This is a genomic window from Rhodohalobacter sp. 614A (assembly GCF_021462415.1).
In the GTDB taxonomy this organism is placed as follows: domain Bacteria; phylum Bacteroidota; class Rhodothermia; order Balneolales; family Balneolaceae; genus Rhodohalobacter.
This window is the reverse complement of the sequence record NZ_JAKEDS010000001.1, coordinates 1071620-1085368: the sequence shown is the minus strand read 5'-3', so window position 1 is coordinate 1085368 and position 13749 is coordinate 1071620. Positions and strand designations below refer to the sequence as shown.

Annotated in this window: 11 protein-coding genes; 5 read left to right on the top strand and 6 right to left on the bottom strand. The window is 43.4% G+C overall.

All coding sequences use genetic code 11. The annotated features are described in order from the left end of the window. Positions 1-38: 38 nt before the first annotated feature. Both L0B18_RS04255 and L0B18_RS04250 read right to left on the bottom strand, forming a co-directional pair. The gene (locus tag L0B18_RS04255; RefSeq protein ID WP_234568174.1) at positions 39-1016 is read right to left on the bottom strand and encodes a sirohydrochlorin chelatase; all 978 of its coding nucleotides are present in this window, start codon (positions 1014-1016) and stop codon (positions 39-41) included. A gap of 134 nt (positions 1017-1150) precedes the next feature. Continuing rightward, positions 1151-1540 (bottom strand): hypothetical protein, encoded by a 390-nt coding sequence (locus tag L0B18_RS04250; protein ID WP_234568172.1) that lies wholly within the window; start codon positions 1538-1540, stop codon positions 1151-1153. A gap of 232 nt (positions 1541-1772) precedes the next feature. Between L0B18_RS04250 and L0B18_RS04245 the strand changes: the two genes are divergently transcribed. After that, positions 1773-2261 (top strand): hypothetical protein, encoded by a 489-nt coding sequence (locus L0B18_RS04245; RefSeq protein WP_234568170.1) that lies wholly within the window; start codon positions 1773-1775, stop codon positions 2259-2261. A 39-nt stretch (positions 2262-2300) separates the two neighbouring features. On the opposite strand, the gene L0B18_RS04240 is transcribed toward L0B18_RS04245, so the two are convergent. Together L0B18_RS04240 and L0B18_RS04235 are read right to left on the bottom strand one after the other, a co-directional pair. Continuing rightward, complete coding sequence (locus L0B18_RS04240; RefSeq protein WP_234568168.1) at positions 2301-5024, bottom strand: glycoside hydrolase family 3 C-terminal domain-containing protein; 2724 nt, start codon at positions 5022-5024, stop codon at positions 2301-2303. 127 nt (positions 5025-5151) lie between these two features. Then, entirely contained in the window at positions 5152-6069 is a 918-nt protein-coding gene (locus tag L0B18_RS04235; protein WP_234568166.1) for a DUF6492 family protein, read from the bottom strand. Positions 6070-6225: 156 nt separating this feature from the next. On the opposite strand from L0B18_RS04235, the gene L0B18_RS04230 reads away from it, so the two are divergent. Next, a complete protein-coding gene (locus L0B18_RS04230) occupies positions 6226-6717 on the top strand; it encodes a heme-binding domain-containing protein (protein ID WP_234568164.1) in 492 nt (163 codons plus the stop codon). Positions 6718-6738: 21 nt separating this feature from the next. Here the strand turns inward: L0B18_RS04230 and L0B18_RS04225 are convergent, their stop codons facing one another. Together L0B18_RS04225 and L0B18_RS04220 are read right to left on the bottom strand one after the other, a co-directional pair. After that, entirely contained in the window at positions 6739-7737 is a 999-nt protein-coding gene (locus tag L0B18_RS04225; RefSeq protein WP_234568162.1) for a mechanosensitive ion channel family protein, read from the bottom strand. A 216-nt stretch (positions 7738-7953) separates the two neighbouring features. After that, a complete protein-coding gene (locus L0B18_RS04220) occupies positions 7954-10332 on the bottom strand; it encodes a beta-glucosidase (protein ID WP_234568160.1) in 2379 nt (792 codons plus the stop codon). 71 nt (positions 10333-10403) lie between these two features. Between L0B18_RS04220 and L0B18_RS04215 the strand changes: the two genes are divergently transcribed. From L0B18_RS04215 to argS, 3 genes are all read left to right on the top strand, one after another. After that, on the top strand, positions 10404-11144 hold the full coding sequence (locus L0B18_RS04215; protein WP_234568158.1) for an NUDIX hydrolase: 741 nt from the start codon (positions 10404-10406) through the stop codon (positions 11142-11144). Positions 11145-11255: 111 nt separating this feature from the next. After that, the gene (locus tag L0B18_RS04210; protein WP_234568156.1) at positions 11256-11816 is read left to right on the top strand and encodes a hypothetical protein; all 561 of its coding nucleotides are present in this window, start codon (positions 11256-11258) and stop codon (positions 11814-11816) included. Positions 11817-11964: 148 nt separating this feature from the next. Further along, positions 11965-13599 carry an arginine--tRNA ligase gene (argS, locus tag L0B18_RS04205; protein ID WP_234568154.1) on the top strand — a complete coding sequence of 545 codons (1635 nt, stop codon included), beginning with the start codon at positions 11965-11967 and terminating at the stop codon, positions 13597-13599. Positions 13600-13749 lie beyond the last annotated feature (150 nt).

Sequence of the window (13749 nt, the reverse complement as noted above, 5' to 3'; positions counted from 1 at the left end):
CTCTGATATTCTGTTGGCTGTCTGCGAAGTTGAATGGTTTATTCTATGGAAGCCTGATTCTTACCATTCTTAGTCTCATCTGCTTTTTCAGCTGAATTCATTAAAAAGTCAGTAAGTTTTGAGTGCGGCAAAAGAGTTTCTCCACTCCATTTGAAATCAAGCCCTTCAAGACGTTCTGCAACAGCCTGTTCGCGTCCACCGGAGGAGAGAAAAAGTGGTACAACAATCACATCGCCATTCATTCCGGACTGGCGGACAAGAGTTCTCAATTGAGCTTTTGCCTGGTCATGTACGGTTTCAGACGCGTCGTCACGAACCGTTACACCAAACATTTGCTTGAATTTCTCTCCACCATCTTTTTCCTCATTTGTTTGAATTTTTTGAATGAGTTCTTCCATCGTTTCAACCCACATGGCATTATCTTCTTCACTATTGGGGCCGTGGGCGGCAATGATCACTGTTTCGGTGGATGGATTCTCACTCATCGCATGGATTCTTTCTCCCAGGATTTCGGCAACTACATCATGCGAATCGAGTGCTTCGGTCATTGTAATGTCGGCTTCTTTGGATATTCTCGGAAGCTCATCCGGAAAATACATTCCATGGCGAAATTTTGAGGAATCAACTTCAACATTAAACATCTTTATATAATGATCGGCATGATGCATCACCGGCATGGGGCGATCCACCATAGAATCACGCATGCCAAAAAGGTATTCCGTTTGGCGGATAATCGGACTGTAACTTGAAATAAACAGTGGTATGGCAATGATCTCTGAAACACCTTTCTTTTCCAAGGAATTTACTCCCTGTTGAAGGGTTACAGGATTGGCCATCCCCCACGCAAATTCTACTTCGTAGTGATCGCTCAGTGGCATGGCAGCTTCTTTAACGTAGTTATTCCATTCTTCACCGCCACCGTGTGCCATAACAAGTACGCCTGTCTTTTGAGCGAGTGCATCCCCCACATAGATGAAGAGACAAATCAGGATTAGTTTCTTTAGTGTGTTTTTCATTTTGATCTGTAAATAGTTTTGGAGAACTCAAAAAAGTAAGTTCTTGGATATAGGACAGATCTAAAATAAAACTATCTAGAATTAATCTAAATAGTTTTAAGCATTTAATTTGATTTTTCTACGTCGCGACAAATCTATTGGTAACAGGCTTCTCCCTGCCGTACGAAATGAAGGATTCGCTTGCCATCGGATGAGTAGTAATTGAACGTAACCTCCACGCCCTGCATGTAAACCGGTCGCCAAAGCGTGCATGGAATTCGATCTACAGCTTCAGCGTAGAGAGAATCGCGCAATTCTCTTTCCAGAAAATCCTTTTCGCTTAGATTGGAAAGACTGTAGTAATACCGTAACTGATTTGAGCCAAATCCCACACTGTCGAAATGGGTGTTTAAGTCGAGTTTTTGCGGCAACACGTTATTCAGAGATGCTGCCTGATATTCCAGTGCACGATATAGCTTTTCTGTTTCTTCGTTTTCTTTCTCCGAAATTGTGCATGAAGTGAATAAAACTGTGCACAAGTTCAAACATAGCATCAATATCAGAATGTGCAACTTTGTACCCGTCCGACTTTCTTTTTCAGAAAACATATTTAGCTCTCAAAAAAAAAATGAATATTTCCTCTCATGAAAAACCTTTTTGGATATCTCTCTAAAAACAATTTAGAGAAAATGACAGAAATATATCGGCGTTCCAGAAGCGAATTTTTCGATTCAGACGTTATTGAATAAACAGGTAAATATTAATCGGGAAGGATTTATGAGAACATATTTGAAAATTGCAGGATTGCTTACAGGAAGTTTATTTCTGTTAAATCCGTCTCTTTTTGCTCAAAAAGGGATGGGAAATTCAACCGGTATTGCGAGAGAATTTGAACAACCGGAAATCGAACTTATTTTTGGGAGGCTGGATCATATAAAAACCGGCCCGTGCGAACATGCTACCGGGTATGCCTATATCGGGACTCACATATTTATTAAAACCGACCAAAGCGACGAACTGATCAATATCCATTTGGGTGCAGCTTATGCTGTTAAATCTTTCGTAGACGAACTTGAAATCGGCGAAGAAATTTCGATACAAGCATTTCGAACAGATGAACTGCAACCTCAGGACTTTATTGCGAAGGAAATAACCACCAATGGCCGCACACTTCAACTTCGTGACGAAAACCTGCGTCCATTCTGGGCCGGCGACCGAAGCTTTCCGCAAAATCAGAAATTCGGCCGTCGCGGCTACAGATGGTAATTTCCTGTGACCTCCTAATCAGAAGAAAGCTTATAGTTCTTAAGCGGTAACCGAGAAGGTTTCTGATAATTGGATATCTCCTGAAGATCGTCCGATCATCAATTCAACATCTCCCGGAAGAACCGCCATTCCTCCGGCTTCTTCATTCCAATGTTCGAAAGAAACTGAGTTAAGCGAAAATTCAACTGTTTGGGTTCCACCGGCCGGAATACGTACCCGTTTGAAAGCTTTGAGTTCTTTTACCAGTCTTGGATCTGATCCGTTTGGATAGCTGAGGTAAAGCTGAACCACTTCATCGCCGTCTAACTCACCGGAGTTTGTAACATCGGCAGTTATTAATAATTCACCTCCATTTTCAGCTGAGTATTCCGCACTCCCAACCTGCAAGTTTGCATAATCGAATGTGGTGTAACTCAGCCCATATCCAAACGGATAAAGTACCTCTCCTTTGAAGTACTTATAGGTGTGGCCTTCCATATCGTAATTCGTGAACTCCGGCAGATCTTCGATTGATTTATAGAACGTTACCGGAAGTCGCCCTGCAGGGTTATAATCGCCAAACAGAACATCGGCCACAGCTGTACCGCCCGCCTGACCTCCGTACCACGCCTGGAGAATCGAGGGAATATTTTCATCCGCCCAATTGATGGCAATGGCACTTCCGCTCATCAGAACCAGAACAACCGGTTTACCGAGCGCGTAAATCTCTTTCATTAAATTTCCCTGAGGTGCCGGGAGTTTCAGATTTGTTTTATCTCCTCCTTCAAACCCTTCCACTTCAAGGTCCATTTCTTCGCCTTCCATTCGTGCATTTAATCCAAGGCAAAGCACGGCTACATCTGAATTTTCAACTGCTTCAATCGCTTCAGCCAACAGGTCTTTTCCGGGGATTTCCCAGGTAAGCTGAATTTGCGGGTCAGGGCCGTAACTGTAAAATTCGATCATGATATCGTACGTTTCACCCTCTTCCAAATCAATCTCAAAATACCGGTACCACGGTGAATGGGTCATTTGCCGATCAAAGCGCTCTTCGCCTTCAAAATAGAGCTTGAAGTAATTCATTCCATTCAACCCAATGGCGTAAGTTCCGGAAACCGGGGCCCTCAACTGCCCGGTCCAGCGACCTGAAAATTGATGAGCAAGCTCTCCATTTATCGGTGTATCATCTTTCCAGATAAAATCAACTTCAGGATCTACGCGGCTTATAACCGGCTCGCCTTCAAACTCGGAATTGTCAAAATACTCGCCGTACAGCCCGTTTCCTTCTCCCTGGGACGGAATCAAATATTCGCTTGCCACTGTACTGAGGTTTGGAATTCCTTCAGCAATGTGTGAACCCAACGCATAGTTAACCTGAACCTGGTCTCCCAGCTTATTCTGAATTCCTTTCAGCGGTGTGATGGCATCCGCCGGAGTACCATGATAATTTCCAAGCATGCTCCAGTAGTTGTCAGCGTTTGGCCCGATAACTGCGATTGAATTCAGGTTTTTATCAAGCGGTAACAGTGGATCGTTTTGTCCAGACACGGCCTCATTTTTCAGGAGTACGATAGATTCTCTCGCCATCTGCAAAGCTACTTCGTTATGTTCTTCGCTGGCTACAACCGAATAAGGAATATCAGAGAATGGTACATCTGCGGGATCATCAAACATGCCCAACTTGAAGCGTGCTTCGAAAAGCCTCTGCAGAGCTACATTCAAATCTTCATCCGTTATCATGCCTTTGTCATAGGCTTCCTGAAGGTGTGGAAATGAGTTTCCGCAGTTGACATCTGAACCGGATTTCAGTGAAATCGCAGCCGCTTCAGCAGCTGTATCGGAGAAATCATGCCGACCTTCAACATAAAAATCAGCAATCGCCCAACAGTCGGTCACAACATATCCCTCAAACCCCCAGTCATCGCGTAAAATTTCTTTCAGAAGAGGGTCACTTCCACAGCATGGCAAACCCCTGAACCGGTTGTAAGCACACATCACAGACGCCACTTTCGCATCCTGAACAGTTGTCTTAAACATCGGCAGATAGGTTTCATACAGATCGCGATCACTTACATCCACATCAAATGAATGGCGCAACGGTTCGGGCCCATTATGAACGGCAAAATGTTTGGAAGTAGCAATCGCTTTGTAATAATTGGGATCATCCCCCTGAATTCCACGGATAAATGAATTGGCAAGCTGACCCGTCAGGTATGGATCCTCACCATAAGTTTCCTGTCCCCGCCCCCATCGCGGATCGCGAACAATATTGATGTTGGGTGTCCAGAATGTAAGGCCCATGTAAATATCGCGGCGGCCTAAATCTACAAATGCCTTGTGTTTGGCACGTGCTTCATCCGAAATCACAGTTGCTGTTTCATGAAATAGATCGGTGTTCCATGTAGCTGCCATCCCAATCGCCTGGGGAAAAACGGTTGCCAATCCTGCACGGCCCACGCCATGCAGACACTCATTCCACCAGTTGTATTGCGGGATATTGAGCCGGTCAATGGCGGGTGCATCGTAGCGTAGCTGAGAAATTTTTTCCTCAACGGTCATCTGCTCAATCAGCTCGGAAGCACGGCGTGCGAATGCTGTTTTGGAATCTTCCGGCGTACAACCCTGTAATACATGAAACAGGCCTGTTCCCGAAAGAGCTAAAAGTCCGGCTGACCCAAGACTTCCTCTCAGAAATTCCCTGCGAGACCAGCCCGCAGACGTACTCTTTTTCGATTCAATTTCAATGTTTTTTTTCTCTTTTGGATGCTTCGTTGAACTATCCATGTTTTCCCCCATTTGTTAATCATTCATACATTTTCAATATACTTCAAAAAAAATCTTTTGTAAGCTTTGATGTAAAAGATGTCTGATTTTCAGCCGAAATGACTGACTGGAAAATGAGCGAGTTTGATCAATTACTCATTTGAATTGCATTATGACGCAAGGCTTTATTCTCTCCTTTCACCTGATATTTGTAATAGTAAACCCGCGACTTCATCTTTTCTTTAATAACCTTAAAAGTGGATGTGCGATGCCTGAACTCAAACGATATCAGTGAATAACCGTTACGCATCAATCGGAAATAATCATATTTATCAGGGTTCATCCCGAAAAATTCGGCGCCGGCACGTGCTGTTTTTAAAACCCGGGGTTTGTACATGTCTTTGTGATGGTAAGCCGCAAAATTTCCATATGTTTCGAATTCACTAAATCCCAAATAACTGAATTTTTGCCTTCCCATTGAATGAATTAAATACCGGACCCACGACATATTTTCCGGAGCTTTCTCCTCAAGAGTATGAATCAAATCAACCATTAAGGCTTTTTTGATCATTAAATGCTCATTGATAAATGAATATTCCACTTGTCTTTCAATCCCCAAAGCATCTTTAATCAGATCAAAATACGATTGGCTGCCGCCTTTCATTGGATTGAAAAGGATTTTTCCGGACTCATCAAAAAATTCAATTCGCCTGAGTAAGAGAGTATCGCTATCCCAAATCAAATAGTAGTCACCAATTTCGGGATGAAGCGCAACAGCCATTTTTAAATACTGTTGAAAATACCAGTTGGCCCTGTCATTTCTACCCATTTCCTCCAGCATAGCTTTTTTCACCTCAGACAAATCAAAATCTTCGATTAAAGTATTTTCATCCACAAAATAAAGAGGCACATTTCTATCAACTTTTTCTTTGAGAGCTGTAAAAGCATCCTGAGATGTGATCACAAAAAATTTCTGCCCATCCAAAAAATATTGAAGAGACTTAATGGTCTTCACCGCAATATTCTTGTGCGATGGATGCATACAGAGTACAATATCGTACGTCATTTGTTTTGTTTGTTTTGGAAATTTTGTCTGAATCTATCAAAATGTTAAAATAGTTATACTATCGAGGAATACAATTTCTTTGATTACAATTATCGCGGGAAACTGAGTTTTGAAATACTCCGCTTAACAGGACCTTTTAAACAAACCCGATTTACGATGAAATCTTTTCTCAAATACGCCCTTCTGTTTCTTCTTGTTATCTTTATTGTTATCCAGTTTTTTGGAGTGGACAAATCCGTACCCGATTATGATACATCTGGTGACTTCCTCACCATTTACGAACCACCCACTGAGGTTGAAAATATCTTCCGAACTGCCTGTTATGATTGCCATTCTTACGAAACAGTCTATCCGTGGTATTCTAACATACAGCCGGCCGGTTGGTGGCTTGAGAGCCATATTGAAGAAGGCAGAGATGAGATGAATCTGTCCCTGTGGGAAGATTATGACGCGGGTGATGCGGATCACCTTTTGGATGAGATGATTGAGATGGTCGAGGATGAACATATGCCTCTTCCATCCTACACCTGGGCGCATGCAGATGCCCGGCTGACGGATGAGCAACGTGATGAGTTTACTGCCTGGGTCAGAAATTTGAGAAGTTCGTTGCAGCAAGAAGCGGATACTTCTGCCACAATGGATAATTGAGAACGTTCTCGCTGAAGAGGTTTATTCTTTTTCTCCTTTTTTCTCTTTCTGAGCTTTGCCGTCATTGCCGGAGTCCGATTCTGATTTTCCATCTGAATCAGACTCTGCATTGTCGGTTAATTTTTTCTGGCCATCCCACATGGTATCTAGTTTTTCACCGCCGCGAATTCCAAAATCGAGGGTTCTGATTGGGAATGGAATCATGATATCATTTTCATCAAAAGCTTTTTTAAGTACCATAATGGCATCACTTTGTGGTGCCCAGAAATCGGGATTCTTGGTAAAATCAACCCAAAAACGAACTACAAAATTGATGGAACTGTCTCCAAATTCCGTAAAGAAAAACTCAACATCCCGGCTTTGATCACGCTTCTCTATGGAAGACACAGCTTCGGTTGCCACTTTTTTAACTTTTTCCAGGTCGTCGCCATAAGAAATCCCACAGGACAAATCGATTCGGCGTTCGTAATTTTTCGTGTAGTTGGTAAAAGGATTTTCATAGACAACTTTGTTGGGGATGTATACAATTTGTCCCTGGGGCGTTTTAATAATCGTGTTCCGCAAATTCAGCTTTTGTACGGTTCCGTAATAATCATTGCTCTTTATGATGTCGCCGATTCCAAATGGGTGCCGGATGGAAAGCAACGTACCTGAAATGAAATTCGCTGCGATATCCTGAAATGCAAAACCTAAAGCCAAACCTATAATACCTGCACCGGCAAGGAGACTTGTAACTGTTCCGTCCAGGTTTAGAATACTTAATGCAAAAAAGATACCGATACCGATTATGACGACCGACATTACCGTCTCGGCCAAATCAATAACGGTTTTATTGGTAGTGGCTTTTTCGAGAAGCCTTCGTACAAACTTTCTGAACAGTTTACCAATCACATAAAAAAGTACCAGTACCAAAAGGGCAAGCGCGAGATTGGGAAGCATCTCGATAGCCGTACTCAGCCATGTTTCTAATTTCCCAACAACAAGATCATAAGCCTTGTTTACATCCAGATTTGTCTCCATGGATAGATGTAATACTTAAAGTCACAATTCTATTTTACATCTATATAAGCAGTTTGAATTCAGTTATGTTCCATGATGGGAGAATTTACCTGAAATGAGCCGGTTTAAGCAGGTAGATGCCAAACAGGAACTAAGAAAGGATCTCAAAAAAACCTGCCCGGACATGTACGCCATGCCAGGCAGGTTTTAATGAATTGGCGCTGAAAAAAATGTTGCTCAATTTGATGAAAGTTCATCAATTTCACGCGAGGGAGACAGAGCTTTTGAAGTCTTTGCAACCACTTGTTCTTCATCAAGGCTAAATGTTGCAGTCTGCCGTATATCTTCGGATGAAGCACCAATGCGAACTTCATAGTCTCCGGCAGCAGCTACCCATGCGGATTGACTGGAATCATACGAGGTTAAAAGATCGGGTGTGAGAGTAAATTCCAACTCCTGAGAAGCTCCCGGTTCCATTAAGCCGGTTTTAGCAAAAGCTTTTAATTCAAAAGCCGGTTTGTCTAATCCTCCTTCCGGTGCGGTGAGGTATAGTTGAACGACTTCTTTACCCGCTACATCCCCGGCGTTCGTAACTTCCACCGTTACTGTAATTTCATCTTCAAACTGATCTGAACTCAGGGTAACCGGGCCGTACTCGAAATCAGTGTATGATAATCCATAACCAAATTCATAGGCAGGCTCAACATCAAAAGTACTGAAATAGCGGTATCCTACATAAATACCTTCCTCATAAATGACTTCTGATTCTACACCTCGTGAGAAACCACCCATCAATTCATCGGGTTCTTCGGCAAGTTCTACACCCGGAAAATTTGCGGCTGATGGCACATCTTCATACACCATACTAAATGTAGTTGGGAGTTTACCGGATGGGTTCACTTTTCCTGAAACGACATCCGCAACAGCATTTCCGGCTTCCTGTCCGGCCTGCCATGCTACTAGAATTCCATCCACCTGATCTCTCCAGCTAACGGTTTCAATAACACTCCCGATGTTCAAAATTACAATCACTTTTTTGTTTTGAGCGTGAAAAGCTTCCGAAACGTTAGCAATCAACTCCTGTTCTCTCTCTGAGAGGTAGAAATCTTCTTCCACACCTAAATCTGCTAACTCCCCGGAATGCCGACCGAGAGTAATGAAAGCAACATCCGCGTTATTTGCGGCTTCTTGAATGTCGGAGTCACTCACTTCCATTTCTGGAATGGTAGGCAAAGGCATAAATGGATTCTGCTGCGGCAGATTCGCTTTCTGCTCTTCGAGATATGAATTGTAACTTTCTGTCAGCGCAGTATTAATTTGGTAACCGCCCGATTCCAAACCCTGGACTAACGATATAGTATAAGCTTCATTTACATCCCCGCTTCCTGTCCCGCCGGAGATAAAATCATACGAGGTATTTCCGAAAGCCGCTATTCTCTCGGATGTATTGTCCAGCGGCAAAGCATCTTCATTATTCTGCAAGAGAACCATGCCTTCTGTAGCAGCCTGTCGTGCAATTTCAGCATTCGCTTCAAGATCCGGATGATCGCTGTATTCGTAGCCTTCAAATGTTGGCGATTTAAAGACAGCTTCAAGCACGCGGGCTGCATTCCTGTCGAGAATCTCTTCACTTAATTCTCCGTTCTCAACAGCTTGAACAATTGTGTCGACCTGTTGATCAGATCCCGGCATTAGCAGGTCATTACCGGCCTGCATTTGTGCAACGGGATTGTCGCCGGCAAACCAGTCGGTCATCACAAGTCCCTCAAATCCCCAGTCATCGCGTAAGACATCGGTTAGGAGTTCTTCATTTTGGGAAGCATATGCGTCATTCAGTTGGTTGTACGCACTCATTACCGTCCAGGGCTGAGACTCTTTTACGGCGATTTCAAATCCTTTCAGGTAAATTTCACGAAGAGCTCGCTCACCCACAATCGTGTTAATCATCATGCGGTTGGTTTCCTGGTTGTTTGCTGCAAAGTGTTTGATAGACGTGCCCACCCCGTTTGATTCAACTCCGTTAACAACGGCCGCCGTCATTTTTCCAGCCAGCAATGGATCTTCAGAGTAATACTCAAAATTCCGACCGCCCAAGGGATTTCGGTGAATGTTCAGAGCCGGTGCCAGCAGGATATCAACACCAAATTCTTTCACCTCTTTTCCCATGGCATCCCCAACTTTTTTGGCAAGTTCAACATCCCAGGAAGAAGCCACCATAGATGCAATTGGAAATGCTGTAGCATAATATGTATTTGTAGAATCGTTTTCACGGATCGGAGTAATTCGTAATCCGGCAGGGCCGTCGGCTAGAACAATGGAGGGTATTCCAAGGGAATCAATAACCCGGGTGGAGCCTGCAGCTCCCGGTACCTTCTCTTCAATTTGAGGCCCACCCATTCCAGGCATATTAAATCCACGGCCCACCACTAAATTTGCTTTCTCCTCCACCGACAGTCGTGGAATTAAATCATTTACCCGCTCTCGAATCGTCAGCGATGCATCTTCATACGCCTCAATGGTTCCGTTTTCATTAAGGTCTATAGATTGCTCTTGGTCTGCACACGAAACAAATACAAAAAACAAACCAAAGAACGATATTAATACGTATTTTTTCATAAGAATAATTGTTAATGTGTCTTTATGACATAATAAGTTTTTTTTAGTAATCTCAAAACCATTTTTCTGTTTTGAATTTTTTTGACGAATACCATCCGGGGCTTTCTATCGACTGCGTAATTTTTGGTTTTCAAGATGACGAACTGAAAATCCTGCTCCTTAAAATTAACAACCTGAAAAAATGGGCGGTACCTGGCGGTTTTCTCAAAAAAAATGAGGAGATCGTTGATGCGGCAAACCGCATTTTACAGGAGCGAACAGGCTTGGAAGAGATTTATCTTGAGCAGTTTCATCTCTTTGGAAATTTAGACAGAAATGAACCCTCTCATGCTAAAAAACTTATTGAAAACGGAGTGATTCCCCCTTCGCTCGAAGCCTGGTTTCTTCAGAGATTTGTGACTATCGGATATTTTGCCTTGGTAGAATTTTCCCAAGTCAAGCCCTCGCCCGATATTCTCTCCGAAGATTGCGAATGGGTCTCTATGAAACATCTTCCGGATTTGATTCTCGATCACCAAAAAATTATAGATAAAGGATTGAAAGCCTTGCAAAACCGCCTTCGTTTTCAACCGGTGGGACGAGAACTTCTCCCCGATAAATTTACAATGACAGAACTTCGCACGCTCTATGAAACGATTCTTGGTGAAAAACTGGACCGTGGTAACTTCCAGCGAAAAATCCTAAGCTATGGAATTCTGAATCGGCTGGACGAAACCCGCAAAGGCGGAGCCCATAAAGCGCCATACCTCTATACATTTAATGATGAAAAATACGACCAAAGCCTTGCCCAGGGATTCAGCCGAATTTGGTAAGTGTCTCAATGAATGTTCACTTTTTCTCTTTGTCTTCTCATTCCTGAAATCGTTAAACAAATCCCCTCATTTTTTTGTAATCTTAGAAAGTGACGTTCAAGGAGTACAACTATGGAAAAGGCATCCGATTTTTATTTCAAATATCCACCCAATTTGCAAGAGCTGGATCTCGCAACCATGGTTAGCATGTACCGCGATCGTGGCGAACCCCGCCATGCCGCTCCGGGAAAATACCTGGCATGTGCCGTAACACACAAGCTTCTGAAAAACGCCAAATGGTGGTTTGGACTTTACTACAGCCAGGCCGCATGGGACAGCCTCCTCACAAAACACTCCGAAGGCTATCCATTGACGGAGGCTGAATTGAACCTGCTTGGAATACTCGTTGCTACAGAAGATGAACCACCTCATCGCGAATTCGTGGAAAAAAATATCGGTGTAACTCCAAAACTCGCATATTTAATCGTAAATGATATCCGGCAGTTTGGGTTTGTTCACGAAAACGAACACGGATATCTCTCTATTACCCAGCATGGAGAAAAAGCCCTGCAAGGCGTTTGCCGCCGAATCTACGGAAAACGCTTTACACCGGAAATGCTCGAACTCTTCCACACCGATCCGTCCTTCGCCAGAAAAACAGCATCTGGTGACGATCAGCCCACTCTTTTTTAGGAACTTATCCGGAATCTTTTTTGATGACGAAATGGATCCAATGGGCAATCGAAATATAATTCGATAAGAAATGAGCGATTGAAAGCTGTATATTTATTCCCTTATCAAACCGTCAATTTATACTTAATCAAATACTGATTTTCCATTCATGGAAACCTATTTACAGCAAAAGATTTCAGAAGCACTTTTGAAGCTCGGGCTTTCCGAGGACCAAATTCCACAAATCAAGATTGAGACTCCAAAGGATCTTTCTCATGGCGATGCCGCTACAAATATCGCAATGGTTTTGCCTAAAATTCTTAAGAAAAATCCTCGTGCTATTGCGGAAGATTTGATTTCCAATCTTGAAACGGATCCCCAAAAAATTAAAGCTGTTGAAATTGCCGGCCCCGGCTTCATCAATTTCAGGTATACCGAGGACTACTTGTATGATGAGCTTGCAGAAATCCTTAAATCGGGAGAACATTTCGGCCGGACGAAAGAAAATGACGGCATCAAATGCCTCGTGGAGTTTGTAAGTGCCAACCCAACCGGACCACTTACGGTCGGCCACGGACGCAATGCGGTTTTGGGTGATACGGTTTCCCGCCTGCTTGAATGGACCGGCGCCGATGTTCAGCGCGAATATTACTTCAACAACGCCGGGCGCCAAATGAGAATGCTCGGCCTTAGTGTTCAGGCACGTTACCTTGAGGAACTCGGCCTTGATTTCGAATTCCCGGAAGGAGGATATGAGGGAGAATACATCCGGGATATTGCAAAAGAATTGATTGAGGAACATGGCGATAAACTGGCCAGTGAAAAAGACGAAAAGGTTTTTAAAGAAAAGGCAGAATCAGTCATTTTTGATGATATTTCCAACACCCTCAAACGGATGAATATCGAAATGGACTCCCATTTTAACGAGCACACTTTATATGAAGATGGCTCTATTGATGAGGTGGTGAAAACGCTTCGTGAAAAAGATCTCGCTTATGACAAAGACGGCGCCGTTTGGTTCAAAACTACAGAATTTGGTAAAGAGCAGGATACCGTTCTGATCAAAAGTACCGGCGAGCCAACTTATCGGCTACCGGATATCGCTTATCATGCCAACAAGCTGGACCGTGGATACAATCTCTGTATTGATGTTTTTGGCGCCGATCATATTGACACCTATCCCGATGTGCTAAGCGGCATAGAAGTGCTGGGATATGATAAAGAGAAAGTGGAAGTTCTGGTGTACCAGTTTGTCACATTGGTGAAAGACGGCAAGCCGTTCAAAATGAGTACCCGAAAAGCCAATTTTGTGACGCTTGAAGAACTGATGGATGAAGTTGGCGAAGACGTTACACGCTTTTTCTTTTTGATGCGATCACCCAACACGCATCTTGAATTTGATGTAAATCAGGCGAAAGAAGCCAGCGAAAAAAATCCGGTTTTCTACCTTCAGTATGCGCATGCACGAATTCAGTCGATCCTTCGAAAAATTGATGAAGTTGCCGACTTTTCTGATGATGTGGACCTGTCCGTTCTCAAACACGAATCGGAAATTACACTCATCAAAAAACTGATTGCATTTCCTGAGGCCATTTCTCTCGCCGTACTCCACCGCGAACCCCACCGACTGATTACGTATCTGAATGAACTCGCTTCCACGTTCACCTCGTTTTACCACGATTGCCGGATTATCGGTGAAGAAGAAGCGCTGATGCATGCCCGAAGCAGCCTCGCTAAAGCCACCGCAACAGTGCTGGCAAATGGACTCGGAATTCTGGGAATTGATGCACCGGACAGGATGTAAATTGATTTTAGATTGGAGATATGCGATCTGAGAAGTGAAGTCATCGAATGAGTGATTGGGCTGGTAACAGCATTCTTGAGTTCTTGTTACTCATCTGATAACTGGAAAAACGAATGCTAACCGAATTTCACTTCACTCAAATGCTAACAA

Excerpts from the sequence above, each read along its gene's own strand:
- L0B18_RS04245 (WP_234568170.1), top strand. The coding sequence starts at position 1,773 with ATGAGAACATATTTGAAAATTGCAGGATTGCTTACAGGAAGTTTATTT.
- L0B18_RS04255 (WP_234568174.1), bottom strand. The coding sequence starts at position 1,016 with ATGAAAAACACACTAAAGAAACTAATCCTGATTTGTCTCTTCATCTAT.
- L0B18_RS04220 (WP_234568160.1), bottom strand. The coding sequence starts at position 10,332 with ATGAAAAAATACGTATTAATATCGTTCTTTGGTTTGTTTTTTGTATTT.
- L0B18_RS04240 (WP_234568168.1), bottom strand. The coding sequence starts at position 5,024 with ATGGATAGTTCAACGAAGCATCCAAAAGAGAAAAAAAACATTGAAATT.
- L0B18_RS04225 (WP_234568162.1), bottom strand. The coding sequence starts at position 7,737 with ATGGAGACAAATCTGGATGTAAACAAGGCTTATGATCTTGTTGTTGGG.
- L0B18_RS04210 (WP_234568156.1), top strand. The coding sequence starts at position 11,256 with ATGGAAAAGGCATCCGATTTTTATTTCAAATATCCACCCAATTTGCAA.
- L0B18_RS04230 (WP_234568164.1), top strand. The coding sequence starts at position 6,226 with ATGAAATCTTTTCTCAAATACGCCCTTCTGTTTCTTCTTGTTATCTTT.
- L0B18_RS04235 (WP_234568166.1), bottom strand. The coding sequence starts at position 6,069 with ATGACGTACGATATTGTACTCTGTATGCATCCATCGCACAAGAATATT.
- argS (WP_234568154.1), top strand. The coding sequence starts at position 11,965 with ATGGAAACCTATTTACAGCAAAAGATTTCAGAAGCACTTTTGAAGCTC.